Annotated in this window: 25 protein-coding genes and 2 pseudogenes; 15 read left to right on the top strand and 12 right to left on the bottom strand. The window is 31.4% G+C overall.

The genetic code is table 11. The annotated features are described in order from the left end of the window. The first annotated feature begins 3 nt into the window (after positions 1-3). The 8 genes and pseudogenes from IPP08_05145 to IPP08_05110 all read left to right on the top strand — a co-directional run bounded on the left by IPP08_05145 (position 4) and on the right by IPP08_05110 (position 7677). Positions 4-306 (top strand): hypothetical protein, encoded by a 303-nt coding sequence (locus tag IPP08_05145; protein ID QQS67551.1) that lies wholly within the window; start codon positions 4-6, stop codon positions 304-306. A 67-nt stretch (positions 307-373) separates the two neighbouring features. Continuing rightward, positions 374-484: pseudogene (locus IPP08_05140) on the top strand (restriction endonuclease subunit S). Between the two features lie 30 nt (positions 485-514). Further along, positions 515-1051 (top strand): restriction endonuclease subunit S, encoded by a 537-nt coding sequence (locus tag IPP08_05135; GenBank protein QQS67898.1) that lies wholly within the window; start codon positions 515-517, stop codon positions 1049-1051. 5 nt (positions 1052-1056) lie between these two features. Beyond that, positions 1057-2223 carry a DUF4263 domain-containing protein gene (locus tag IPP08_05130; protein ID QQS67550.1) on the top strand — a complete coding sequence of 389 codons (1167 nt, stop codon included), beginning with the start codon at positions 1057-1059 and terminating at the stop codon, positions 2221-2223. A gap of 144 nt (positions 2224-2367) precedes the next feature. After that, on the top strand, positions 2368-3093 hold the full coding sequence (locus IPP08_05125; GenBank protein ID QQS67549.1) for a hypothetical protein: 726 nt from the start codon (positions 2368-2370) through the stop codon (positions 3091-3093). After that, a complete protein-coding gene (locus IPP08_05120; protein ID QQS67838.1) occupies positions 3090-4082 on the top strand; it encodes a nucleotidyl transferase AbiEii/AbiGii toxin family protein in 993 nt (330 codons plus the stop codon). Before IPP08_05125 ends, IPP08_05120 begins: the two co-directional genes overlap by 4 nt. Beyond that, positions 4082-4441, top strand: coding sequence for a four helix bundle protein (locus tag IPP08_05115; GenBank protein ID QQS67548.1), 360 nt, complete (start codon positions 4082-4084; stop codon positions 4439-4441). The genes IPP08_05120 and IPP08_05115 overlap by 1 nt, the downstream gene beginning before the upstream one ends. Before the next feature lie 23 nt (positions 4442-4464). Continuing rightward, the gene (locus IPP08_05110) at positions 4465-7677 is read left to right on the top strand and encodes a type I restriction endonuclease subunit R (protein QQS67547.1); all 3213 of its coding nucleotides are present in this window, start codon (positions 4465-4467) and stop codon (positions 7675-7677) included. A gap of 135 nt (positions 7678-7812) precedes the next feature. Here IPP08_05110 and IPP08_05105 read toward each other — a convergent pair whose 3' ends face one another. The 3 genes from IPP08_05105 to IPP08_05095 form a co-directional block, all read right to left on the bottom strand. Beyond that, positions 7813-8094 (bottom strand): transposase, encoded by a 282-nt coding sequence (locus tag IPP08_05105; GenBank protein QQS67546.1) that lies wholly within the window; start codon positions 8092-8094, stop codon positions 7813-7815. Positions 8095-8179: 85 nt separating this feature from the next. Beyond that, positions 8180-8755: a hypothetical protein gene (locus tag IPP08_05100; protein QQS67545.1), complete on the bottom strand. Its 576-nt coding sequence runs from the start codon at positions 8753-8755 to the stop codon at positions 8180-8182. A 5-nt stretch (positions 8756-8760) separates the two neighbouring features. Further along, complete coding sequence (locus tag IPP08_05095) at positions 8761-9192, bottom strand: hypothetical protein (protein QQS67544.1); 432 nt, start codon at positions 9190-9192, stop codon at positions 8761-8763. 44 nt (positions 9193-9236) lie between these two features. Between IPP08_05095 and IPP08_05090 the strand changes: the two are divergent. Then, positions 9237-9682 (top strand): annotated as a pseudogene (locus tag IPP08_05090) (DUF45 domain-containing protein). 651 nt (positions 9683-10333) lie between these two features. On the opposite strand, the gene IPP08_05085 reads toward IPP08_05090, so the two are convergent. The 4 genes from IPP08_05085 to gyrA all read right to left on the bottom strand — a co-directional run bounded on the left by IPP08_05085 (position 10334) and on the right by gyrA (position 15807). Then, positions 10334-11083 (bottom strand): outer membrane beta-barrel protein, encoded by a 750-nt coding sequence (locus IPP08_05085; GenBank protein ID QQS67543.1) that lies wholly within the window; start codon positions 11081-11083, stop codon positions 10334-10336. A gap of 173 nt (positions 11084-11256) precedes the next feature. Next, a complete protein-coding gene (gene aroC / locus IPP08_05080; GenBank protein QQS67542.1) occupies positions 11257-12336 on the bottom strand; it encodes a chorismate synthase in 1080 nt (359 codons plus the stop codon). 49 nt (positions 12337-12385) lie between these two features. Beyond that, positions 12386-13306: an ABC transporter ATP-binding protein gene (locus IPP08_05075; GenBank protein ID QQS67541.1), complete on the bottom strand. Its 921-nt coding sequence runs from the start codon at positions 13304-13306 to the stop codon at positions 12386-12388. 17 nt (positions 13307-13323) lie between these two features. Further along, entirely contained in the window at positions 13324-15807 is a 2484-nt protein-coding gene (gyrA, locus tag IPP08_05070) for a DNA gyrase subunit A (GenBank protein ID QQS67540.1), read from the bottom strand. A gap of 261 nt (positions 15808-16068) precedes the next feature. On the opposite strand from gyrA, the gene IPP08_05065 reads away from it, so the two are divergent. From IPP08_05065 to IPP08_05050, 4 genes are all read left to right on the top strand, one after another. Further along, positions 16069-17163, top strand: coding sequence for an MCE family protein (locus tag IPP08_05065; GenBank protein QQS67539.1), 1095 nt, complete (start codon positions 16069-16071; stop codon positions 17161-17163). A 59-nt stretch (positions 17164-17222) separates the two neighbouring features. Continuing rightward, positions 17223-18206, top strand: coding sequence for a malate dehydrogenase (locus IPP08_05060; protein QQS67538.1), 984 nt, complete (start codon positions 17223-17225; stop codon positions 18204-18206). Between the two features lie 162 nt (positions 18207-18368). Then, complete coding sequence (locus IPP08_05055) at positions 18369-18938, top strand: hypothetical protein (protein ID QQS67537.1); 570 nt, start codon at positions 18369-18371, stop codon at positions 18936-18938. Positions 18939-19283: 345 nt separating this feature from the next. Next, a complete protein-coding gene (locus tag IPP08_05050; protein QQS67536.1) occupies positions 19284-19985 on the top strand; it encodes a hypothetical protein in 702 nt (233 codons plus the stop codon). A 40-nt stretch (positions 19986-20025) separates the two neighbouring features. On the opposite strand, the gene IPP08_05045 is transcribed toward IPP08_05050, so the two are convergent. Both IPP08_05045 and IPP08_05040 read right to left on the bottom strand, forming a co-directional pair. Then, positions 20026-21252, bottom strand: coding sequence for a hypothetical protein (locus IPP08_05045; protein ID QQS67535.1), 1227 nt, complete (start codon positions 21250-21252; stop codon positions 20026-20028). Positions 21253-21298: 46 nt separating this feature from the next. Continuing rightward, on the bottom strand, positions 21299-21619 hold the full coding sequence (locus IPP08_05040; protein QQS67534.1) for a hypothetical protein: 321 nt from the start codon (positions 21617-21619) through the stop codon (positions 21299-21301). Between the two features lie 138 nt (positions 21620-21757). Here IPP08_05040 and IPP08_05035 point away from each other — a divergent pair, with 138 nt between their 5' ends. Together IPP08_05035 and bshA are read left to right on the top strand one after the other, a co-directional pair. Continuing rightward, positions 21758-23059 (top strand): hypothetical protein, encoded by a 1302-nt coding sequence (locus IPP08_05035; GenBank protein ID QQS67533.1) that lies wholly within the window; start codon positions 21758-21760, stop codon positions 23057-23059. Between the two features lie 21 nt (positions 23060-23080). Next, on the top strand, positions 23081-24220 hold the full coding sequence (bshA, locus tag IPP08_05030) for an N-acetyl-alpha-D-glucosaminyl L-malate synthase BshA (protein QQS67532.1): 1140 nt from the start codon (positions 23081-23083) through the stop codon (positions 24218-24220). Between the two features lie 73 nt (positions 24221-24293). Here the strand turns inward: bshA and IPP08_05025 are convergent, their stop codons facing one another. From IPP08_05025 to IPP08_05015, 3 genes are read right to left on the bottom strand one after another with little or no spacing between them, the layout of a single operon-like run. Further along, a complete protein-coding gene (locus tag IPP08_05025) occupies positions 24294-24560 on the bottom strand; it encodes a 30S ribosomal protein S18 (protein ID QQS67531.1) in 267 nt (88 codons plus the stop codon). A gap of 6 nt (positions 24561-24566) precedes the next feature. Then, positions 24567-24809: a 50S ribosomal protein L31 gene (gene rpmE / locus IPP08_05020; GenBank protein QQS67530.1), complete on the bottom strand. Its 243-nt coding sequence runs from the start codon at positions 24807-24809 to the stop codon at positions 24567-24569. A 30-nt stretch (positions 24810-24839) separates the two neighbouring features. After that, complete coding sequence (locus IPP08_05015) at positions 24840-25007, bottom strand: hypothetical protein (GenBank protein QQS67529.1); 168 nt, start codon at positions 25005-25007, stop codon at positions 24840-24842. Between the last annotated feature and the right edge of the window lie 29 nt (positions 25008-25036).

Below are 25036 nucleotides of genomic sequence, written 5' to 3'. Positions count from 1 at the left end.
GAATTGAAAATTCGCAACTCAGAAGAAAAAGCGGAACAGCTTTTAGGAATTAATATTGATAAATTCTTTATGCCTTCAGTTGCTAATATTGTCGGAACTGATTTATCTGTTTACAAGCTCGTAAGAAAAAATCAATTTGCTTGCAATAGAATGCACGTAGGTAGAGATTACCGTTTGCCAATTTCGATGTCAAAATCTGATGAAGAATTTATGGTTTCACCTGCTTATGATGTATTTGAAATCAAAGACACCGAAATTCTTAATCCTGAATTTTTGATGATGTGGTTTACTCGTACGAGAGTTTGACCGTAATGCTTGGTTTTATACCGATGCAGATGTAAGAGGTGGTTTACCTTGGAAATCCTTTTGTGATATGCAAATACCCATTCCGCACCTTGACAAACAAAAAGAAATAGTAAAAGAATACAATGTTATCCAAAACCGCATAGCCCTAAACCAGCAACTGATACAAAAGCTAGAAGAAACCGCACAGGCTATTTATAAGCAATGGTTTGTGGAGGGAATTGATTTGGAGAATTTGCCTGAGGGGTGGAGAAAAGGAACACTTGAGGATTTATACAAATTCCAATATGGAATTGGGAATACCAATCCTAACAATGGTGGTCAGTTTTCAATTTATGGAGCTGGTGGTGTAATTGGTGGTTATGATGAATATAATAGTGAAGACGCACCAGTTATAGGTCACATGGGAGAATATTGCGGAAAGGTTGTTTTTGCATTTGGAAAACACTTCGTGACCTACAATGGTGTTAAATGTTTAGCAAAACATGAAAGTTTGAAATGGTTCTCATACTTGACATTATTATCAAAAGATTTGATGTCAAACACAAGAGGGAGTTCACAACCATTTGTTTCATATGATATGCTCTATGAAATTGAGACTGTTCTTCCAAATGATGAAATGGCTTTTAATTTTGATTTCTTAGCCAAGAAAATTTTCACGCAAATCAACTTCAAGCAATTAGAAACCCAAAAGCTAACGGAACTGAAAGATTTACTACTTTCCAAATTAGCGACAATAGAAAATTAAAAACTATGAGCCGGATTTCCCAAAATACAACTTCGGAAGAAGAGATAATTTCAAACTACAAACCCAATCGTTTATACTGGCACGAGTTTGAAGCAGGGCGATTCTTTCAAGTGGTACACGAAGATGAAAAAGGTGCTGTTTTAAAATTTGCTCCAAGAACGATGTTGAAAGTCGTTTACATAACAGACCAAAATGATATTGAAGGATTTGAGTTAATCAAAGTAGTTCACAACAAAGAAACTGAAAGAATCAAATTGAGTAAATTCAACTTTGCTCAATTAAAAGCATTCCTTTCTTTCATAAGCGAAATTGATTTAAAAGGAATTACTGAAAAGCGTCTGAAAATTATAGAAGACCAAGAATTAGATGCAGATTCTATACGTTCCGTTAAAACATTATTATCAAAAAAAGGCGGTGCTGAATTAGTTGAAGCTTTGATAAATGAAGGTATCATTTCATCAAAGGATATTGTAAACACAGCATTTAGAAAACGAGGACTTCAAATATTTTCAGACTTAAAAAACAATTCGGAATATTGGAAAACCTATGCCGAAGCAAACGGCTTGAAAAAACACAGTGAAGAAAAAGTTTGGCAATACTTTTTTGAAAAAAATCAGTGGATTTTTGGCTATGGTTTAGATTATCGCTATCAAGAAATTCTGCAAAGAGAAGTTCATCTTTCTTATGCAGAGTTAGACGGCTCAAATACCGTAATTGGAGATTATCTATTGGGTGATAACTTCTTTACAACCTTTGTTGAATTAAAGAAACCTTCTACCCTTTTGTTTGCGAACAAGGGAAACCGCTCCAACTCTTGGAAACTTTCAAACGACTTGATTGAATCTGTTTCTCAAATACTAGAACATAAAGCTTCGGGATTAATTCGTTTAGATAGTCCGCAATACATCAACGGAGAACCGTTAACGCAAAAAGCACACGATTCAAAAGTTATTTTAATAATTGGAGATTGGAAGGAACTTGAAAATTCCAGCAATACATTAGAAAAAGAGATAAAAAAGAAAACTTTGGAGCTATTCAGAAGGGACAGCAGAAATGTTGAAATATTAACATTTGACGAACTTTTTGAAAGAGCCAAATTTATTGTTGAGGGTGCAAAACAAGTAAACGTAATAACTGAACCGTTAGAATTAGATGATGATTTACCTTTTTAATCTATCCAAAATATCAAAACTTTCAGTGGTAGTAACTTCGCAACTGCGTTGCGAAGTTACTACCACTCAATCAATTTTCAAAATGTCCAGTTTTTTTGCTAATAAACTGGACAAATCAATTATCTTTGCACTACAATAAAAAGAATGAAAATATCTGAATACATAGCATTTACCATAGACAGACTACCCAAGGGCTATGTATTCACCTATGCTGACTTTACTACAGAGGTGAACCAAAAAGAAGCGGTAATAAAAGCCCTGAATCGTATGGTGATTTCGGGCAAGATTACCAAACTATCCAAAGGCAAATACTACAAACCCGAAAATACCCCATTTGGCAACCTTCAACCCAATCAGGCACAAGTAGTAAAAGACCTATTAGAAGAAAACGGAAAAATAACGGGCTATCTCACGGGTTACAGCATATACAACCAATTGGGCTTAACCACACAGGTAAGCAATACGATACAGATAGGTAAAAATCAGGTTCGCCCCAATTTTAAAAGAGAACGCTATACGATAGCTTTTGTAAAGCAAAAAAACACCATCACCAAAGAGAATATTCCTTTGTTGCAGTTACTGGATGCTATTCGCTACATAAAAAAAATACCAGATGCCAATATAGAAGCATCCTGCAAAAGGTTTTTAGCCATTATTAAAACACAAGATGAAAAGGAAATCAACACCTTGGTTCGCTTAGCTTTAAAATATCCGCCAGCTACAAGGGCTTTATTAGGTGCACTGTTAGAGCAATTGCAGCAAGGCAAAGTAACAGAGACACTTTTCAAGTCATTGAACCCCATTACCAAGTATAAACTAACCGGTGCAGCGAAAGTATTATCCACCACCGAAAAATGGAACATAATATGAAGCTGCACGAAAACAAAACCTTATTCAGACAAGCGATACAGTTTACAGCTGACCAAATGAAAATCCCTGCCATTTATGTAGAAAAAGACTATTGGGTTACATATGCTTTGTTTACCATTTTCAATAATGAAATTGGCAAAGACACGGTATTTAAAGGCGGAACGGCACTATCCAAATGTTACAATATGATAGAACGCTTTTCGGAAGATATTGATTTGGTAGTATTGAGACGAGAAGGAGAAACAGACAGCAAGTTAAAATCAAAATTAAAAGCAGTAAGCACAGTTGTAGAAGCCGTATTGCCCGAAGTACCTATCGATGGCGTTACCCATAAAATGGGGATGAATCGAAAAACGGCACATTCCTACAACAAAGAATTTAAAGGCGATTACGGCCAAGTAAGAAATGTTATCATTTTGGAATCAACTTGGTTGGGATATTACGAACCTTACACCACCAAAAGCATCGTTTCATTTGTTGGCCAAATGATGCTAGATAATAAGCAGTCTGATATTGCTAAAGAAAACGGACTACTTCCTTTTAACTTGTTGGCATTAGAACCAATAAGAACCATTTGCGAGAAAATAATGAGTTTGGTTCGTTTTTCTTATGGCGAAAATCCAATGGATGATTTAAAGAAAAAGATACGGCACACCTACGATTTACATCAGCTACTTAAACAAGATGAGTTCTTTAAATTCTTTCAATCAACGGCATTTGATGAAATGCTTTTAAAAGTAGCCAATGATGATGTTGCAAGTTTTAGAAACAATAATAAATGGCTAAATTATCATCCTAGTGAAGCACTTATTTTTAGAGACTTAGAAAATGTATGGAATGAGTTGAAAACTATTTACAACGGTGACTTCAAAAATTTGGTATATGGAGAATTACCAAAAGAAGAAGCCATTTTGAAAACATTAAAAATGATTCAAGAAAGAATGGTTGGTGTTCAATGGTTAATTGTTAATGATAAATGGTTAAAGTAATGAGAGATAACATTGTAAAGAATAAGAGTTTTTTGTTTGCGGTGAGGGTGGTAAAACTCTATCAGTTTTTGTGTAAGCAGAAAAAGGAGTTTGTGCTTTCAAAACAACTACTTAGAAGTGGTACTTCTGTAGGTGCAATGGTTAGAGAGGCGGAACACGCAGAAACCAAAAACGATTTCAAGCATAAGATGGGTATAGCTCAAAAAGAAATTAACGAGACTATTTACTGGCTTGAACTTCTAAAAGATACTGATTACTTAACCCAAGAACAATTTGAAAGTATAAACAATGATGCTGTAGAAATTATCAAACTTATTACAAGTATAATTAAATCCGTTAAAGCAAACATTAACAATTAACCATTTATCATTAACAATTATAAATGAAATTTACAGAGGCAAGTTTAGAAAAGGCATTTACCGAATTGTTGGGGCAAGAAGGATTTCCCCACCACTTGGGCATTACGATAACTCGTAAGCCTGACGAAGTATTAATAGAAGAAGATTTACAAACCTTTCTTTTAACGCAATACGCTGGTCAAGGCATTACGGTAAATGAAATCAAATCTATTATTCTTCAACTCAAATCACTTTCTGCTTCTGACCTTTATGAAAGCAACAAAACATTTTTAAAAATGCTTTCTGACGGTTTTATTCTTAAACGAGAAGACCGTAATCAAAAGGATATTTACATTCAACTTATCAATTACGCAGGTTTAAATAAGCACCGCCAGCCCGAAGCAGACCAGTTAATTTCTATTGCAGCCGAACCCGAAGAAGTTTATCCTGCCGACACTAATATTTACAAATTCGTAAACCAGTTAGAAATTATTGGTTCAGAAAAACGTATTCCTGATGGCATTGTTTATATCAATGGTTTGCCTTTGGTGGTATTTGAATTTAAATCTGCCATTCGTGAAGAAGCCACTATTTATGATGCTTTCAAGCAATTAACTGTTCGTTACCGCAGAGACATTCCCGAACTGTTTAAATACAATGCTTTTTGTGTTATTAGCGATGGCGTAAACAACAAGTCAGGTTCATTCTTTGCTCCGTATGAGTTTTTCTATGGCTGGCGAAGAGTAGCAGGTTTGGCAAAAGAAGTGGACGGCATTGACAGTATGTTTACACTTATACAAGGAATGTTTCATAAAAACCGTTTGCGTGATATTATCCGCAACTTCATTTACATTCCTGATAGTTCTAAGAAAAACGAAAAAATAGTTTGTCGCTATCCGCAATACTATGCTGCAAGAGCATTGTATGACAATATCAAGAAAGCACAAAAGCCCAACGGAAATGGAAAGGGGGGAACATACTTTGGTGCTACTGGTTGCGGAAAGAGTTTTACTATGCTTTACTTGACAAGGTTGTTGATGAAAAGCGAATATTTTGAAAGCCCAACAATTGTTTTAATAACCGACCGCACCGATTTAGACGACCAACTTTCGGGACAATTTACCAATGCCAAAAACTTTATTGGTGACAATACAGTGGTGAGTGTTGAGAGCAGAGCCAACCTAAGAGAATTAATTCAAGGCAGACAAAGCGGAGGCGTTTTCTTAACCACAATTCACAAGTTTACAGAGGACACACAATTGCTTACTGATAGACCAAACGTGATTTGCATTTCTGACGAAGCACACAGAAGCCAAGTAAACCTTGACCAAAAAGTAAAAGTTACAGAGAAAGGCGTTACTAAAACATACGGCTTTGCTAAATATTTACACGATTCATTGCCCAATGCCACTTTTGTTGGCTTTACAGGAACGCCAATAGATGCAACGCTTGATGTGTTTGGAAAAGTTGTTGATGCTTACACAATGACTGAATCAGTGAAAGATGAAATCACTGTTCGAATTGTGTATGAAGGCAGAGCAGCAAAAGTGTTGTTGAATAATTCAAAACTCAAAGAGATTGAAGATTATTACGCAAAATGTGCCGAGATAGGAAGCAACGAAAATCAGATTGAACAAAGCAAAAAAGAAATGGCTCAGATGTATGCCATTATTGGCGACCCTGACCGTTTAAAAGCAGTTGCCGAAGATTTTGTAAACCATTATGAAAAAAGGGTTTCAGAAGGTTCAACCGTAAAAGGTAAAGCAATGTTTGTGTGTAGCACTCGTGAAATTGCGTATGAGTTGTATAAAAACATTATTGAAATAAAACCCGAATGGAACGAAATACGAGCAGCCGAAGAAGGTGCAGAACTTACAGACAAAGATAAACGAGAACTGAAACCTATTGAACGTATTAAACTCATTGCCACCAGAGGACAAGACGACCCGAAGGTAATGTATGATTTGTTGGGAACTAAAGACCAACGCAAAGAACTTGATAGACAATTCAAAAATGAAAAATCAAATTTCAAAATTGCAATTGTGGTTGATATGTGGCTCACAGGTTTTGATGTGCCGTTCTTGGACAGCATTTACATTGACAAACCAATTCAGCGACACAATTTAATTCAAACCATATCAAGAGTAAACCGCAAGTTTGAAGGAAAGAATAAAGGTTTGGTTGTGGATTATATCGGCATCAAAACGCAAATGAATTTGGCGTTGAAGCAATACAGCGAAGGCGACAAAGACAATTTTGAAGACATTGCAGAATCCATCATCATTGTAAGAAATCATTTAGACCTCTTGGCTAAACTGTTTCACACATTTGACAATTCAAAATATTTCAAAGGCACAACCATTCAGCAATTAAACACTTTGAATTTAGCAGCCGAATATGTGCAACAATCCAAAGAATTTGAAACCCGATTTATGGGCTTGGTAAAGCGACTGAAAGCCGCTTATGATATTTGTGCAGGAAGCGAACAATTAACGCAGTTAGAAAGAGATTACACACATTTCTATTTGGCTGTTCGTTCCATTGTTTTCAAACTCACCAAAGGCAATGCACCCGACACAGCACAGATGAATACCAAAGTTCGGGAAATGATAAAAGAAGCGTTGCAAAGTGAAGGAGTTGAAGAAATTTTCAAACTCGGTGATGAAGCAGAAACCGAACAAGACATTTTTGATGAAGATTATTTGGCTAAGATTGATAAAATCAAATTGCCGAATACAAAAATCAAATTGCTTCAACAATTATTGGCTAAAGTAATTGCAGAAATCAAAAAAGTAAACCGAGTAAAAGGAATTGACTTTACCAAAAAGATGCAAGCCTTGGTTGAACGCTACAACGACCGTGATGCAAACGACATTTTGAGAAGTGAAGTGTATGAAGAAATGGCTTCCGCTTTGACAGATTTGATTTGGGAAGTTCACAAAGAATTTTCGGCAGGAGATGCTTTAGGAATTGACTTTGAAGAAAAAGCATTTTACGACATACTCAAAGAACTCTGTATAAAATACGACTTCAAATATCCTGAAGACAAAATGATTGACCTTGCAAAAGCCGTGAAAGACTTGGTTGACGGGCAAGCCAAATTCCCTGACTGGAACAAACGAGATGACATCAAATCAGCATTAAAAGTTGGACTAATTCTCTTGCTTGACGAGTTTGGTTATCCACCAGTTGAGAGAGACGAAGTATATGTTGAGATTTTTGAACAAGCAGAAAACTTTAAGAAAAATCAGAACTAATGAGCCACCGCTGCAGTCACACACATTGCCAAGTCGCACAAGCCAACACACAAGCCAAAACTTGGCAAAGTGACTCGTCCTAAAAAAAGTTTACAGTTTAATTAATTAATCCTACTATTAGTTTACAGTTTCTATTTAGTCCTGAACTGTGTTTACAAATGTAGTTTTTTTTCGATAATAGTTTTTCCATAATCTATCGGTTTTTATATTTGTTTTTGAATGATGTATATTATTTGGTGTATGGTTTCCAATACTCATATGTGGTCTTTCATTGTTATACAAATCTACTACAGCTTTAAGTAATTCCTTAGCATCATTTAAGTTATCAATATTATAAGTTTCTAAATACTCATCTTTGATGATTCCATTTACACGTTCTGCCACTGCATTTTCTAATGGATCGCCTTTTTCTGTCATACTAATATTGATATTATTATCTTTCAATAGCTTTACATAAGCATTGCTACAATATTGTATACCTCTATCGCTATGATGAATGAGATTACTTACTGGATAGGTGTTGCAAATGGCTCTCTGGCCCCAAGCCAGAGAGAGCCATTTGCAATGCTTGAATACTTTCTATCGCTTCCATAGTTTCAGCTACTTGATAGCCTACTATCTTATGTGAATATGCATCAGTAATAAAACTGATGTAAAGATGCTCTCCAGTATCTATTTTCCAATAAGTGATATCACTTACCCAAAGTTGGTTGATTTTAGTTGGTACAAACTCACGTACGAGATTAGGATATTTTCTTAACCAATGATATGAATTCGTAGTTTGTATTCTACGTTTACGTTTTCTTACTAATAAATGATTAGCCGAAAGCATATTAAATAGTGCATCTCTGCCTATTTTTATTTGATGTTCAAGAATAAATGGTTGTAATAATTCATATAGTTTTCGTGTTCCCATTCTACGATGATTTTTACGAATTTCTTTTACTTGATGTATAATCAAATCTTCTTCTAGAGTAGAAGATATTCCTTCCCAATTGTTCTGATAATAAGCCTGTCTAGTAATACCAAACCATCCACATAACTTGGCTAATCCTATGTGTGAAAAATTATTTTTCATTACTTCTATGGTTTGGTATTGAGCTTTTTTCTAATCGGTATATTGAACTCTTTTTCTGCAATATCTACCATAGTAGAAAATGCAATTGCCTTTAGTTCGGCATCCTTTAACTGCTTTTCCAAATCAGCAATTCGTTTTTTTAATTGAAGATTTTCAAAAGAATCATCTTCAATTTTAATCTCCTTATCTGGTTTTGATTTCTTAGTTACCATGAGATAATTATTTGATACAATATTAGGCCTTCTTGTTTTAATTCCAACATTATATCCTAGTTGACGCATCCAGCGCAGTAGTTGACCATGTTCTTCTATATCTCCAGTATATTTTTCCCAAATTTCAACTTTAGTACAGCCAGTCGCAATTAACTCTTGAATGATTTGATGTCTTTCTTCTAAGGTATAATACTTACCTGCTTTTTGAATGATTTTTTTGTCCATTTTTACACTTTTTAGTGTAAACCTATTTCAGGACAAGACAAAGAGTGTGCCTGCCCCACCCTGAAAAAATTGAATTAAAAAAATTATCCTTCCCTTCTGAAAATAAAAAATACGCAACCGCACAACCCAACGACAGACAAATCATCATTAATGAATGGTATCGGACAGAATTAAAAAAACTCATTCAGCCCATTATTGACAAATGGGAAAACAAATTGGTGTTACAGTTGCTGACTGGCAAGTAAAACAAATGAAAACCAAATGGGGAACTTGCAACATTGAGAAAAAAAGAATTTGGATAAACTTAGAACTGGCAAAAAAACCTTTGCATTGTTTGGAATATATTGTGGTTCACGAAATGATACATTTTACAGAAAGACATCACAACGACCGTTTCCTGACCTTGATGGAAAAGCATATGCCACAATGGAAGTTTTATAAAGAGGAATTAAATCGTTTACCTGTAAGCCACAGAGAATGGACATACTAACAAATAGCCAACGAATTTTGCAAGCACTTTGCCAAAGCCCCACAAGCCAAAGCACAGACCAAAGCTTTGTCAAAGAGCTTGCAAAGCCAACGCAGGTCAAAATTGTTTTTAAAAAATTTCCAACGATTCAAAAAATGCCTTGTCCTAATATAGGTTTACACTAAATAGTGTAAAATATGAACGAAAAAATCATTAAAAAGGCAAGTTTGTCTTTTACCGAAGAAGAGAAACACAAATTTATTCAATAGTTGAATTTAAACTTACTCAACAAAAGTAGAAATTAGTGAAAAGTAATCTGGAAATGAAGAAGAACAAATTATGCTAGTTAGATGAAGTAAACAATTTGGATTCTATATTGAAACAACAACTAGAAAGCCTTATATTATATTAAATTTTCTATCCATTTTTCTTAAGATTACAAAACCTTTTAAGTCAGTTTCATAGTTAAATAAAACTACAATCAATACAGAAAAATTAAGGAAAAACTATCATCGAAAAACTCCTATTATTGTAAATCCAATTCAGGATTTAAAAATGAATAATAAACTACCATCAGGATTAAATAATTTAGCTGTAACTTTTTTTTACTTCAAGTCAAACATAAAAAAACCCGCATTTGAAAAAACAAATGCGGGTTAAATAAAAAACATATTAGAATCTATAACCAAAAGCAACTTGAACCATAACATTATCAATTGTAAATTTTGAATCTGGTAAGGAAGTTTTATTAAACACACCACCTAACGCATAATTATAACCACCCTCAAAACCAAGTTCATAATGCATACCTAAAGCATAACGGAAACCTAAAGCACCATGAAGAGAAAGAGTATTATCAAAAGGTTTTGAATCTTGGAAACTTCCAGTTGCTGGAGTTCTATTTGAGTTTACATCAATTGAATAAGCTTCAACCTTATTACCAAGTGTTGTTACAGCAGCTTCTAAACCTACATCAGCATAAATTTGGCGTAATCCATAATCTCTTCTAAAAGATCTTAAATCATTTAAAACATTAATTTGAACTCCTCCTCCAGCTTGAATTGTTTGCAATTGCAAACTAACTTTAGGTGTTGATGCATAACTAACTCCGTACTTCATCATGCCTACATTTAAAGAAATTGCAATTTGCTTAACAATACCAATAACTCCAAATAAACCAACTCTGTTTCCAATCGAAAATTCAGAGATGTCAGATGAAACTTCGCTTGTCCCATCTTTTGAATCTACACCAATTCTAACCGAAGGGAAAGGATTGCGAGGTGAACTTAACACACCACCACCCATAATACCAATTAAAGTACCAGTAGGATCAGTAATATCATAATCACCTTGTTCTTCTTGTGCTCTCAAGGTTAAATTAGATAACAAAACAAAAAAAGTAAATAATAAGTATTTTTTCATTTTAAAAAAAAGAGGTTATATAGTTTATTTATAATAATTTTTAAGTAATAAATTAGTTTTTTCAAAAAGCAACTTGTGAAAAAACAATCATTCAAATTAAATGAAAATTTTAAATAAGATATTTGAAAAACTAAAATAAGAAAATCAAATTTATAGATTTTAAAAATAAAATATCAATTTGTATTTTTATACAAGTTATTAATCAATACCAAATCAGCAAGAACTAATAAAGTCATAGCTTCAACAACTGGAACAGCCCTTATAACAATTGTTGGATCATGTCTTCCAATTATTTTATGTCTAACAATTTCAGATTCTGATGTTGCTAAATACTGCAATTTTGAGATTGAAGATGGTGGCTTAAAAGCAACATTGAAATTAACATAATTACCGTTTGAAATCCCACCTTGAATTCCCCCTGAATTATTTTTGGAAGTAGATATTTTACCATCAGATATTATAAAATCATCATTATTTTCAGAACCAAATTTATTAGCAACTTCAAATCCAGCTCCAATTTCAAAACCCATTGCACCATTTATTGACATCATTGCTTGTGAAAGTCTAGAATTTAATTTATCGTAAATAGGCTCACCAATACCAATAGGTAAATTAACTATATGTGCTGAAACAATACCCCCAGCAGAATCTCCATCTGAAATTAATTTATCTAATAATTTTTCATATAATAACTCTGCTTTAATATCATTACATCTGAATGTTGATTTATAAATTTCATCGTAATCCATATTTTCTACAATTGTAGATTTTACACTTGCAATTTGAGTTACGGCTACTTTAACAACTAAATCTTTAACAAAATTATTTAAAATAACTCTTGCAAAATAACCACCAATTACTCTTGAAAGGGTTTCCCTTGCCGAAGCTCTTCCACCACCACGATAATCCCTAATTCCATACTTTTTTTGATAAGTATAATCAGCATGAGATGGTCGAAACAAATCCTTTAAATCTTCATAATCTTTACTTTTTTGATTTGTGTTTTTTACAATAACACAAATTGGAGACCCAATAGTTTTGTTTTCAAAAATTCCACTAACAATTTCAGGTAAATCTAATTCTATTCTTTTTGATGTGAAATCTTTTCCTGGACTTCTTTTAGATAAATCAAGTTTAAGTTTTTCAATATCAATATCTAAATTAGGTGGAACTCCATCAACCACAACTCCAACTGAGTTTCCATGCGATTCTCCAAAGGTAGTAATTCTAAGTAACCTTCCAAAAGTATTCAATATATTTTTTAACTTGTATTAAAATATTTTTAAATCAAAAATTATCAAATTACTTAACAACTTCAATAAATAAATCTTCTAAACTTTGCTTATGTTGTGAAACTGATGTAATTACAATATCTTTAGATCTTATCAAATCAATTAATGAATTTAACTCTACAAAATTATTAACATCAATATAGGTTGAATCTGAATTTAATTTTTTTGTTTTAATATTTTGTAAAATTTCTTCGAATTTTTTTTGATCATTTTCTTCAACTTCAATTTTAAACAATGTTTGATTTGAAGTTAATTCATTAACTGTACCTAAGCGCACTAGTTCACCAAGTTTTAGAATTGCAACTCTATCTGAAATTGCTTCAACTTCAGATAGTAAATGACTATTTAAAAATATTGTTTTGCCTCTTTCTCTGATATTGAAAATAATTTCTCTAATTTCTTTTCTGCCAACTGGATCTACACCATCAGTTGGTTCATCTAAAAAAACAACTTTAGGGTCGTTAATAAGCGATTGAGCTATGCCTAATCTTTGCATCATTCCCTTAGAATACTTCTTAATTCTAGTAGTCCCCCACTTACTCATATTTACTAAAGATAGAAGTTCACTAGTTCTTGAAGTTAAAGTTTTAGAATCTACACCACTTAGTAATCCAAAATATTTTAATACTCCTTCACCTGTTAAATAATTAGGATATTTATGGTTCTCTGGTAAGTAACCTATTAAATTTTTACTTTTAGTTGAGCCAATGTTTTCTCCTTCAATTTTAGCAGATCCATTAGTAGGATAAACAATTCCTAACAACATTTTAATTAAAGTAGTTTTCCCAGCTCCATTAGGACCTAACAGACCGAATACTTCTCCAGAATTGATATTTAAATTTAATGGCTTTAAAGCATAAACATCTTGTTCTTTTTTTGAACTAGATTTATAAACTTTTTCTAACCCATTAATTTGAATTGCAATTGACATTAATTTTAATTTTAAATTTATTCAACAATAGTTTCATCAATTTCATCTATTTCACTATTACTTTCACCTTCTTCATCAGAAGCAGGAACAGCAGCAACACCCATAATTTGATCTGATTCAGCCATTTTAATTAACCTAACTCCTTGAGTATTTCTACCTAAAATTCTAATGTCTTTAACACTTTGCCTAATAACCATTCCTTCTTTAGTCATAACAACAATATCATCATTATCGGTTACTTCCATCATGCCAACAACATTTCCAGTTCTTTCGGTAATATTCATAGATATAACCCCTTTACCACCTCTTTTAGTCAATCTAAAATCACTTATATTACTTCTTTTACCAGTCCCATTTTCACCAACAACTAATATTGTTGTATCAGTATGCCTACTTGTAACCATTGAAATAACTTTATCATCTTTGCCCAATGAAATCCCTCTAACACCTGCTGCTTGGCGTCCCATATCTCTTACATCTTTCTCATTAAATCTGCAAGCCATACCATTTTGTGTTCCTATAAGAATTTCCATTGTACCATCGGTTAACCTAGTCTCAACCAAACGATCATCTGTATCAAGATTGATAGCAATTATTCCATTGGTTCTAATATTTGCAAAGTCTTTAACTAATGTCTTTTTAACAGTTCCTTTTTCAGTAACCATTATTATAGATTCATCATTTGTAAAATCTTTAACTGCAATAATTGTTGTTATCTTTTCATCTTTTTCTTTAGGTAATAAATTAGCTAAAGATCTACCTTTTGCAGCTCTACCAGCTTCTGGAATTTCATAAACTTTTAATCTAAAACATCTTCCCTTATCTGTAAAGAAAATAAGATAATGGTGAGTTGAAGCAATAAAAATATGTTCAATAAAATCATCTTCTCTAGTTTGCATACCTGTTACTCCCCTTCCACCTCTTCCTTGTTTCCTATACCCTGAAACAGGAAATCTTTTAATAAAACCTTGATGAGAGATAGTAACAGCCATATCTTCTTGAGCAATCATGTCTTCAATAGTGAAATCACGATAATCAAAAACAATTGATGTACGGCGTTCATCAGCATACTTTTCTTTGATAAGTAAAATCTCTTCTCGGATAATTTGTAATTGTAAATCTTTTGATGCAAGTATAGATCTTAATTTTTCAATTAACATTAATATATCTCTATATTCATTTTGGATTTTATCTCTTTCTAATCCTGTTAATCTTTGCAATCTCATATCTAAGATTGCTTTGGACTGAATGTCACTTAAGCCAAACCCAGACATCAAAGCAAGTTTTGCAGTTTCAGTATCTTTAGATCTTCTAATGGTTGCAATAACAGCATCAATGTTATCTAACGCAATAATATACCCTTCTAAAATATGAGCTCTTTTTTCAGCGGCTGTTAAATCGAACTGAGTTCTTCTAACAATTATTTCATTTCTATGTTTTAAGAAAACTTCTAATGCTTCTTTTAAATTTAACACTCTAGGTCTTCCATCAACTAAAGCAAGCATAATCACACCAAATGTATTTTGCATTTGAGTCTGCTTATACAAATTATTAAGCACTACTTCAGGAGTTGCATCCCTCTTTAACTCAATAACAATTCTCATTCCATCTCTATCAGATTCATCTCTAATATTTGAAATATCTTCTAATTTTTTATCTCTAACTAAATCAGCAATTTTCTCAATTAAATTTGCTTTGTTAACCATATAAGGAAGCTCATCTACAACAATTTGCTCCTTACCAGATTTCATAATTTCAGTTTTAACTTTAGCCCTAATAACAACTCTACCTCTACCAGTTTGAAAAGCATCTCTAACCCCTTCATATCCATAAATTATACCTCCTGTTGGGAAATCTGGGGCTTTAATAAATTTCATTAACTCTTCTATTGTAACATCAGGGTTATGAGTTAACTCCATAAGCCCATCAATAACTTCACCTAGATTATGAGGTGGAATATTGGTAGCCATACCAACTGCAATTCCTGTTGATCCGTTTACCAGTAAATTGGGAACTCCAGATGGAAGAACTTTTGGTTGTTGTAATGATTCATCAAAATTAGGTTCAAAATTTACTGTCTCTTTGTCAATATCAGACAACATTTCCATTGCTAATCTTGTTAACCTTGCTTCAGTATATCTCATAGCTGCAGGTGGATCACCATCAACTGAACCGAAGTTTCCTTGCCCATCAACCATCTCATGCCTCATTGTAAAATCTTGAGCCATTCTAACTAATGAATCATATATCGCAGTATCACCATGAGGATGATACTTACCCATTGTTTCACCGACAATACGAGCAGATTTTTTATATGGTCTTGATGCTGTTACTCCTAACTCATACATAGAAAACAAAACTCTTCTATGTACTGGTTTTAAGCCGTCCCGAGCATCTGGCAATGCACGAGAAACTATTACAGACATTGAATAATCTAAAAATGCAGATCGTAGTTCCTCCTCCAAAATTACAGGAAGTACTCGTTCATTTGATTGAGCCATTATTAATTAATTAATTATTATTGAGATAAGTAATTTGAGTGTAAAGAGTTAACTAAACATATAAATATTTACTTACAAAGATACATTATTTATTGAAATATTTTCACTATGATTTCCATCTAAAATGTGTATCCTAAAGTAAAATAATAAACATTTTATAATACTTTCTTTTTAAAGAATTTTATATAACTTAAAAAAAACTATTTATTTAAAAAACATCATATTCCTTAACTTTGCAATTGAATTTTGTAATAAACAATTATGATAGAAAAAATTATAAATGAAAAAAGACCAGAAATGGTTTTTGGACAAGGTATTTTAAAAAGAAACATTCGAGTTGGAATTTTTGCACTCCTTGGCTTAGTTACATTAATAGTTGGAGTATTTGTAATTGGAGGAAAGGAAAATCTTTTTAATAAAACAATAAATTTAAAAACAACCTTTGAAAGTGTGCAAGGTTTGAAAGGTGGTGCAGCTATTGTTCTAAGTGGAATTCAAGTAGGTACTGTTAGGAATGTTATTTTATTTATGCGAAATGATACTCCTAACGTAAGAGTTGAAATGGTTATAAAAGATAAATATAAAGAATTTATCAGAACTTCTACTTACGCTTCTATTGGTCAACAAGGTTTAGTTGGTGACAAAATTTTAGAACTAGTATCTGGTGATCCTTCTGCCAAAGAAGTTAAAGAAGGTGATTCTATTTTATCAATACCACCTGTTAATTATATGGCTATAGTTGATGAAGCAAGAGGAGTTGTAAAGAATGCTTCTGGAGTAACTGCTTCTTTAGATACTTTATTTATGAAATTTAGGAGGGGTGAAGGTACTTTAGGTAAATTTCTTACAAATGATAGTGCTTACCGAAGCTTTGTAAATGTTTCAGCAAGTGCAGAAAATCTTATGAAAAACACTAGTACTCAATTTGCAACTCTTACAGACAATCTTAATAAAACTACAAATTCTATTACAACCAACTTAAACAATACTGTTAAAGGAGTTGAAAACATCACTAATAATGTTGAAGGAATTACTTCCGAAACCAAAAAAATAGTAACTGATATTGGTAGTGCTAAAGGTACTTTAGGTGCATTACTTTACGATAGATCTTTGTATGATTCACTTGAAATACTCTCAGGTTCTGTTAATCAAGCAGTTTCTTCAGCTGGATTTGCAGCTAGAGAAATTGGAACTGACTTAAAAGGACTAAGAGGTCATTGGTTATTAGGTAGTATTTTTGGTGGAACCCCTGAGGATAATAATGATCTTCAAAAAAAGGAAATAGAAATTAAAATGAATGAGCTCAAAAGAGAACAATTATTATTAGAAGAATTAGCTAAAAAAATTAAGAAGTAATCGTCTATTTCAAAAAACTATAATTAAGAATTAACAAACAAAAAATTAATATAAATTACATGAAACACATTAGAGTTGCAGTTACAGGTGCAGCAGGACAAATAGGCTATGCTTTATTATTTAGAATTGCATCAGGACAAATGTTTGGTTCAAATACAATGGTTTCTTTAAACTTGATTGAACTTCCACAAGCCATTAATTCATTACAAGGAGTTGCAATGGAAATTGAAGATTGTGCATTTCCTAACCTTCAAGAAATAGTTATTACTGATGATATTAATGTAGGATTTAAAGATGTAAATTGGGCTTTATTAGTTGGATCTGTTCCTAGAAAAGCAGGTATGGAACGAAATGATTTGTTAACTATTAATGGGGGTATTTTTACTGGACAAGGTAAAGCTTTAAATAATAATGCAGCAAGTGATGTTAGAGTTCTAGTTGTTGGCAACCCTTGTAATACTAACTCATTAATTGCAATGAATTCTGCCCCTGATATTCCTAATAATAGATTTTTTGCTATGACAAGATTAGACCAAAATAGAGCTATGTCTCAACTTGCCAATAAATGTAAACTTCCAATTTCTAGTATAAAAAATATGACAATTTGGGGGAATCATTCTTCAACTCAATATCCAGATTTTTATAATACTCAAATTGATTCAAAACCGGCTGTTGATGTAGTTAAGGATTTAGATTGGTTGAAAGGTGATTTTATAAAAACAGTTCAACAAAGAGGTGCAGCAATTATTGCAGCTCGTGGATCTAGTAGTGCTGCTTCAGCTGCAAATGCAGTTGTTGATACTGTTGTTTCTCTTACTAGCACTACTCCCATTGGTGAGCACCATTCTGTTGCTGTTTGTTCTAATGGTGAATATAATACCCCTCAAGGTTTGATTGTTGGATTTCCAATTTCTTCAAATGAAGATGGTTCATGGTCAGTTGTTAAAGGTATTTCTCATAATGAATTTGGGTTAGAAAAATTTGATAATTCCATTAAAGAATTAATTGAAGAAAAAGATGCTGTAAAACATTTATTTTCCTAGAATTCTTTCTATATAATTTAAATATCTTTTCTTATAATTTGAAAAGCCTATTAAAAAATTAATTGAGCATTAATTAATTTTAAAAATTTTGATTTATACTTTTTGTAATGTTTGTTTAGTCCTTTTTTTATCATTTGTAATTTTTCTTGTTTCCCTGAACATGTGATTAATACTGACTCAACTGTAAAACCAAATGTTAAAACTACTGACTCAACTGTAAAACCAAATGTTAAAACTACTGACTCAACTGTAAAACCAAAAGTGTTTAATAGTGATTCAACTATAATGCCAAAAGTTGGTTCTTATTATTATTACAAAAAATATATTTATAATTCCAAAAATGATACAAAAGAGATAATTGATGTTTTTGATTCAGTAATTGCTTCTAGAATTGAATTTGAAGGGAAAAATAATGTAATTAAAGTTGTCAGTTCTACCAATGTTGGGAAAAGTTTTTACTTTTACAATTTTGAATCTAATGGTAATGTTTCTCTTTATTATAGTGCACGATTAAAGTGGATAACATTTCCATTAAATGGTAAAGACTCGATACTATTTATATCTGAATCAAGAACTTATTTGGAGGAATTCAACAATCGTCGGAATCTTGAACATAAAGAATATACCTATAGTTACTTTAAAAACATTGGAGTTGATACAAATAAAGTAGGATCTGAATATTTTGTTGCTCAAAAGCTAATAGGTAAAATAATAGTAAAAATAATTTTGTGAAGATGGTACTGATGTTTATGAAACGAATCGTGAAATAAATTATTCAAGAAAATTAGGTTCAGTTGTATTTTTATATCATAGAAATGATGATTTATCATTTGTTAATCAAAAGATATTTTTAGACAAATATTTTTTATGTAAATAATTTTAGAAATTTGTTGAGTTAAATTTTATGAATTGGTTTCCTAATAATTTGATAATTCCATTAAAGAGTTAATTGAAAAATAAGATGCTGTAAATCATTTATATTCATAGAATTCTTTCTTTATAAATTTAAAGTCTTTTCTTTTTAATTTGAAAAGCCTTTTAAAAATATTCATTGAGCATTAATTAAATTTAAAAATTATGATTTATACTTTTTGTAAAGTTTGTTTAGTCCTTTTTTTATCATTCGTAATATATGCTTGTTCCCCTGAAACCACATCTAATCCAAATGTGATTACAATTGACTCAACTGTAAAACCAAAAGTAGGTTCTTATTATAATTATACAAAAAATTATTATGATTCGTTAAACATTAATAAAGGGATAGTTGATATTTTTGATTCAGTAATTGCTTCAGGATTAAGCTATAAAGGGAAAACCAATGTAATTAAAGTTGTCAGTTCCAACAAAAATGGGAAAGATACCAACTACTATAATTTTGAATCTAATGGTAATATTTCTTTTTATGAAGATAATACCTTAGACTACCAAGAATGGATTACATATCCGTTAAATGGTAATGACTCAATACCATTAACTGTTAAGGATACAAGCTATTTGATTGGAAACAATGATACAATATTTTTAAAAACTTCAGGTTACTTTAAAAACATTGGAGTTGAAACAAAAAAAGTTGGATTTGAAAATTTTAATTCTCAAAAACTTTTAGGTAAAAAATTTGAACAATATATTTCTTTTGGTGATACTTTAAATATTACTTATGATTATATAATAAATTTTTCAAGAAAATTAGGTGCACAAGTATTTTATTCTGAAAAAAATGATGACAAAAGACAGTTTAGATATGAGTTGGTTTTAGATAACTATTCCTTAAGTAAATAATTTTAAAAATTTGATGAGAAATATTTTATGAATTGGCTTCTTACAATGTAGTTTCTATTTTATCAAACCACATATTTGAAATTTTTTCTAGAACTGAATTTGCTTTAAGTCTTGAATTTAAGAAATCGAAATCTACATTATCTAAGTTTTGATCTTGATTATAACAACTAAATACAAAGCTTTCCTTACCTGTTTCAGGGTCAACATGCCTTTGCAAACATTGTGCACAAACTTCTTTCATCATGCATTGCATTGGAGAGTTTATTGAGCCAACAGCTGTATGTTCACCAAACAAATCTTTTAAGGCGTTGTGCCTTGCATTTTTAACAGCAGCCATCATTCTATCCGAACCGATAACAACTAATCTTTTAGCATCTTTTATTTCAAATAATTTTTCCCCAAGTTCACCTCTAGAATATGCCTCCATTGATTGAAGAATGTTACCTCTAAAATGTGAGTCTTGCTTTCTATTCGGAATAATAACTTCACCTGAATCTGTACTCCAAATTACTTGATCAGCGCTTGCTTCAACATTAGGTTGATGATATAAATCTTCTCCTTTTTTATAACCTGCAAAATATAAAACCCTACAGTTCTTTTCTCTCATTGCCTTGCCAATAGAAAATAAAACTGCATTTCCCAAACCTCCTCCCAACAATATCACATCTTCATTTTCATGAATTTCAGTTGGTGCTCCTGTAGGACCCATTAGAATTACTTTTTCACCTTTTTCGAGTAATGCACATAACCTTGAGCTTACTCCCATTTCTAATACAATTATACTAATCAATCCTTTTTCTTTATCTTGCCAAGCACCTGTTAATGCTAAACCTTCCATTAATAATGGAGTACCATCTTTCGTCTTTTTAGCACTAGTCTCAAAATTTTGCAAACGATAAAATTGACCAGGTTGGAACCTTTCGGCTGCTAGCGGGGCATAGAATATAACTTCAACAATTGTTGGAGTTAACCTAATAACTTCGTGTACAACAGCTATTAATTTTTCATCTAAACTCTTCTTAAAATTAATCCATTCATTATTTAATACATTTTGATTCTCTCTATTACTTTCATTAATATCATCAAAAATGTCAACTATATATGGGTAACCATCTTTGGCTGAAGCCATAGCTTTTACTACATTTCCAGCATATTGAGGGTGATTATCTCCATAATATGAAATAAATTTCCCATCTTTAGAATAAGATGTAAAAAAACCACTTTCGTTTTTTTCAGCTATTTTTAATTGAAATTTTTTATCTGACATTTACAATTTTTTAACTTTGAATTAGTAAATTACTTTAAATTAAGAATTAATTTTTCCCTTTAAATTTTAAATAAAATAATAAGATAGAAACTAATAAACTTATTAATGTAAGTAATAATGAAGGTATAACTTTTTTAGTTATGGAATATCTTTTATAGAAAGTATAAGTTAAATAAACAGCACCTAAACTTGAAATCCAAAAGGGAATTTGATAACTAAGATTATAAAAATAAGAACATAAGTATAAAACAATTCCTGTAACTAAACCAGAAATAATTGAATGTTTACTTTTAATTGTTACATACCCATAAATTCCACCAATTGCAATAATTATTGCATAAATAAAAATTACATTTGAGATATTCATATTGAAAATTTTGATTGCAAAATTACAATAGAAATATCAAATACAAAACATATCAATATATTATCTTTGAAACGTCATTCTTCGATAAAAATGAAATCAATTTATTATATCGCTTTTATATTTCTTTTTCTGCCAAAATTGTTTTCACAAACCGGTTCAACAACTTGTTACCCTCAAGAGTTGTATCCAGGTATGAATTATATTACAATTAAATCTACAAAAGGAATTGAACGAATCACATTTACAAAATCTGCATTTGCAAATGTTGTTATTCCAAGTTTTAAAAAATGTACAAATGAGGTTGATGTATCAGTTGAAGTACTTCTTGACTCAACTCAAGAAAGTGTGAGCTTTACAGTATTTACATGTGATGATAATTTCACAACTTTTTCAATTTTACAACATCGATGGCAAATTCAAAAAGAAAAAACAGGCAAAATTAGAGTTGGTCGTGATACTTGCTTGAAATGTATTGTTTATAGTGCCGAAAAAGTAATAATAGATTCAATAAATATAGAATTTACAGATTGTAAAGTAAAAGTTCTTAGAGATGAAAATCCACCATATTTAGTTGAATCTGATACCCTTCATTATAACGTTTGCTTTACACCAACTAAAGTTTTAAAAGAAACTACTTTTATTAAAGTATATGTAAAAAGAAATTTCCCAAACAAAGGATTGTTTCAATATGTTATAAATAAACCATTAAAAATTGAAAGTTATATTCCAGAAGTAAATGTTTCAAAGATGAAAGCTAGTGGTGCTTTAGAGTATTCTCCAGCAATAATAGATCCTACTTATTTTAGAAATATAGCTATGCCGACCGCACAAACAATTGATCATGGAAAATTTTATGTTGGTAATTATGATCTTGTAGGATGGATTGCAGGTATTGCCTTAGCACCTAGAATTGAAATGTTGTTCATTGGCAGTTATATACCAGATTTTATTACCAAATTAAGATTATTTACAATTGGTTTAAAAGTTGAACCAATTCGATACGGTCTTTTTAATTTGTTAGTTGGGGCTCATTATGCTATATCTGATAGTAAGGATTCTAAAATTGAAACTATTGCTCCTTATTCAATTATAAGTTTTGGTGATAAACAAAAAAGGATTTCATTTGCAGGTGGTCATGCATGGAAAGAACATACAACTCCTAATGAAATTTTTCAGCGAAATGCATCAATTGCAGCAATAGGAGGATATTATCAGATTGGAAAGAATTGGAAAATTGCTGGTGAATGGTACTATATTGAAACTTCAGGGATAGCTCCAATAGCTGTTACTGGAAGATATTTTACAGAGAATTTGGCATTTGATTTCGGGTTTGGAATCGATGTTTCAAACTCTGGTGGAGTTAACTTTACTTCAGCTTTAGGAGGAGAAATTAAAAAAGCTTCAATTGCACCTATCTTATCTTTGATTTATGTTTTTTAAAATCAAAAAATTTTCAACTAAATGAATATTGGAATTACTTGTTATCCAACTTATGGTGGAAGTGGTGTGGTTGGTACCGAGCTTGGAAAAGCACTAGCTTATAGAGGGCATTCAGTCCATTTTATTTCTTATGCACTTCCTTTTAGGTTGGATGGTTACTTTAAAAATATTTATTTTCATGAAGTTGAAACTCCAGATTATCCATTGTTTGAAATGGGTGTTTATCCTGTTTCTTTAGCAAGTAAAATGGTAGATGTGGCTATGTATCACAAATTAGATATTCTTCATGTACATTATGCTATTCCTCATGCAACAAGCGCATACCTTGCCAAACAAATTTTATTAGAAAATGGATTTGATATAAAAGTAATAACAACATTGCATGGAACAGACACTACATTAATTGGGATTGACCCTACTTTAAAACCTATTGTTAAGTTTTCTATTGAAAAATCTGACGGGGTAACTGCAGTAAGTAATTATCTTAAAGAAGCAACAATTCAAAATTTTGAAATAGATCAGAATAAAATTGTTTCAATACCTAATTTTATCAATACAAATGTTTGGTCAAGAGATAATTGTCCAAAACTTAGAAGTGAATTTGCACCAAATGGAGAATCAGTATTGGTTCATACAAGTAATTTCAGACCTATTAAAAGGGTAAATGATTGTATAAAATTGTTTGATTTGGTTAGAAAAGAAATTCCATCAAAGTTAATTATGGTTGGTGATGGACCTGATAGAACAGAAACTGAAATGTTATGTAGAGAACTTAATATTTCTGAACATGTTAAATTTTTGGGAAAACAAAATGCATTACCAGCTATTTTATCAGCATGTGATTTGGCTTTAATTACAAGTGAAAATGAGAGTTTCAGTCTATCTTCATTAGAAGCATTGAGCTGTGGTGTGCCCGTTATTTCTACTAACAGAGGGGGTTTAGTGGAATTGAATATAGAAGCTGAAACTGGTTTTCTGTGTGATGTTGGAGATATTGGAACAATGGCTAAAAGGGCAATTGAAACACTAACAGATATTAAATTATTTTCACATCTTAAAATTAAAGCTAGAGAAAGAGCTGTTAATAATTTCTCAGAAGATATTATTGTTCCTCATTATGAGAATTATTATAATGATGTATTGAAATCAAATTCAAAATGATTATAAAAAAAATGCTCAATAACAATTATTATTATTGAGCATTTAAATAAAACTTCAATTAAGATAAAGTAAATTATTTATCATCACGTCCAACAAATGGAAGTAAAGCTAAATGACGAGCATATTTAATTGATTTAACTACGGCACGTTGTTGTTTTGCAGTTACACCAGTAACTCTAGCTGGAAGTATTTTTCCAGTTTCCGTTATAAATTTTTCAAGCAACTTTGTGTTAGTATAATCAACATAAGTTACACCTAATAAAGGATTCTTTTTGTGCCCTGATTTTGAATCATCATTTGAAAGCCCTGGACGCAAAGAAGAGTATTCTTGTTTTGCCATTATAAATTAGTTTGTTGTTTCTTTAATTGTTTTAGCTTCCTTAATACTTTTTGTTTTGATGAAGCGTTGATTAAATTTATCTACCCTTCCTGCAGCATCTACAATTTTTTGTTTACCAGTGAAAAATGGATGGCATTCTGAACAAATTTCAACTTTAATATCTCCAACAGTTGAATGAGTTATGAATTTGTTTCCACAAACACAAGTCACTTGTGATACTACATAATTTGGATGTATGCCCTCTTTCATATTAATAATTTTTAAATAATTTTTGAACTATTAAAGTTTTATTGCTTTTTCGATATCATTAATATCTTTAAGTTTTATAAACTTTTCTTGAAAACGATAAGATCCTTTTTCAGTTTTATCTGATGTAATTACTTTTACAGAAATAAATTCTGCAGCTTTCTTTTTAGATTTACTATCAAAGGTTTGTGCTTTAGCCATATTCTATGTTATTTTTTTTTGATGTTAAG

Source organism: Chlorobiota bacterium (genome assembly GCA_016700335.1).
Classification (GTDB): domain Bacteria; phylum Bacteroidota; class Ignavibacteria; order OLB7; family OLB7.
Note: the sequence above shows the minus strand (reverse complement) of the source record. Positions and strands in the feature narration are given on the sequence as shown.

Coding starts and splice junctions, on each gene's coding strand:
- IPP08_05130 (QQS67550.1), top strand. CDS start 1,057: ATGAGCCGGATTTCCCAAAATACAACTTCGGAAGAAGAGATAATTTCA.
- IPP08_05125 (QQS67549.1), top strand. CDS start 2,368: ATGAAAATATCTGAATACATAGCATTTACCATAGACAGACTACCCAAG.
- IPP08_05120 (QQS67838.1), top strand. CDS start 3,090: ATGAAGCTGCACGAAAACAAAACCTTATTCAGACAAGCGATACAGTTT.
- IPP08_05115 (QQS67548.1), top strand. CDS start 4,082: ATGAGAGATAACATTGTAAAGAATAAGAGTTTTTTGTTTGCGGTGAGG.
- IPP08_05110 (QQS67547.1), top strand. CDS start 4,465: ATGAAATTTACAGAGGCAAGTTTAGAAAAGGCATTTACCGAATTGTTG.
- IPP08_05105 (QQS67546.1), bottom strand. CDS start 8,094: ATGACAGAAAAAGGCGATCCATTAGAAAATGCAGTGGCAGAACGTGTA.
- IPP08_05100 (QQS67545.1), bottom strand. CDS start 8,755: ATGAAAAATAATTTTTCACACATAGGATTAGCCAAGTTATGTGGATGG.
- IPP08_05095 (QQS67544.1), bottom strand. CDS start 9,192: ATGGACAAAAAAATCATTCAAAAAGCAGGTAAGTATTATACCTTAGAA.
- IPP08_05085 (QQS67543.1), bottom strand. CDS start 11,083: ATGAAAAAATACTTATTATTTACTTTTTTTGTTTTGTTATCTAATTTA.
- IPP08_05075 (QQS67541.1), bottom strand. CDS start 13,306: ATGTCAATTGCAATTCAAATTAATGGGTTAGAAAAAGTTTATAAATCT.
- gyrA (QQS67540.1), bottom strand. CDS start 15,807: ATGGCTCAATCAAATGAACGAGTACTTCCTGTAATTTTGGAGGAGGAA.
- IPP08_05065 (QQS67539.1), top strand. CDS start 16,069: ATGATAGAAAAAATTATAAATGAAAAAAGACCAGAAATGGTTTTTGGA.
- IPP08_05060 (QQS67538.1), top strand. CDS start 17,223: ATGAAACACATTAGAGTTGCAGTTACAGGTGCAGCAGGACAAATAGGC.
- IPP08_05050 (QQS67536.1), top strand. CDS start 19,284: ATGATTTATACTTTTTGTAAAGTTTGTTTAGTCCTTTTTTTATCATTC.
- IPP08_05045 (QQS67535.1), bottom strand. CDS start 21,252: ATGTCAGATAAAAAATTTCAATTAAAAATAGCTGAAAAAAACGAAAGT.
- IPP08_05040 (QQS67534.1), bottom strand. CDS start 21,619: ATGAATATCTCAAATGTAATTTTTATTTATGCAATAATTATTGCAATT.
- bshA (QQS67532.1), top strand. CDS start 23,081: ATGAATATTGGAATTACTTGTTATCCAACTTATGGTGGAAGTGGTGTG.
- IPP08_05025 (QQS67531.1), bottom strand. CDS start 24,560: ATGGCAAAACAAGAATACTCTTCTTTGCGTCCAGGGCTTTCAAATGAT.
- rpmE (QQS67530.1), bottom strand. CDS start 24,809: ATGAAAGAGGGCATACATCCAAATTATGTAGTATCACAAGTGACTTGT.
- IPP08_05015 (QQS67529.1), bottom strand. CDS start 25,007: ATGGCTAAAGCACAAACCTTTGATAGTAAATCTAAAAAGAAAGCTGCA.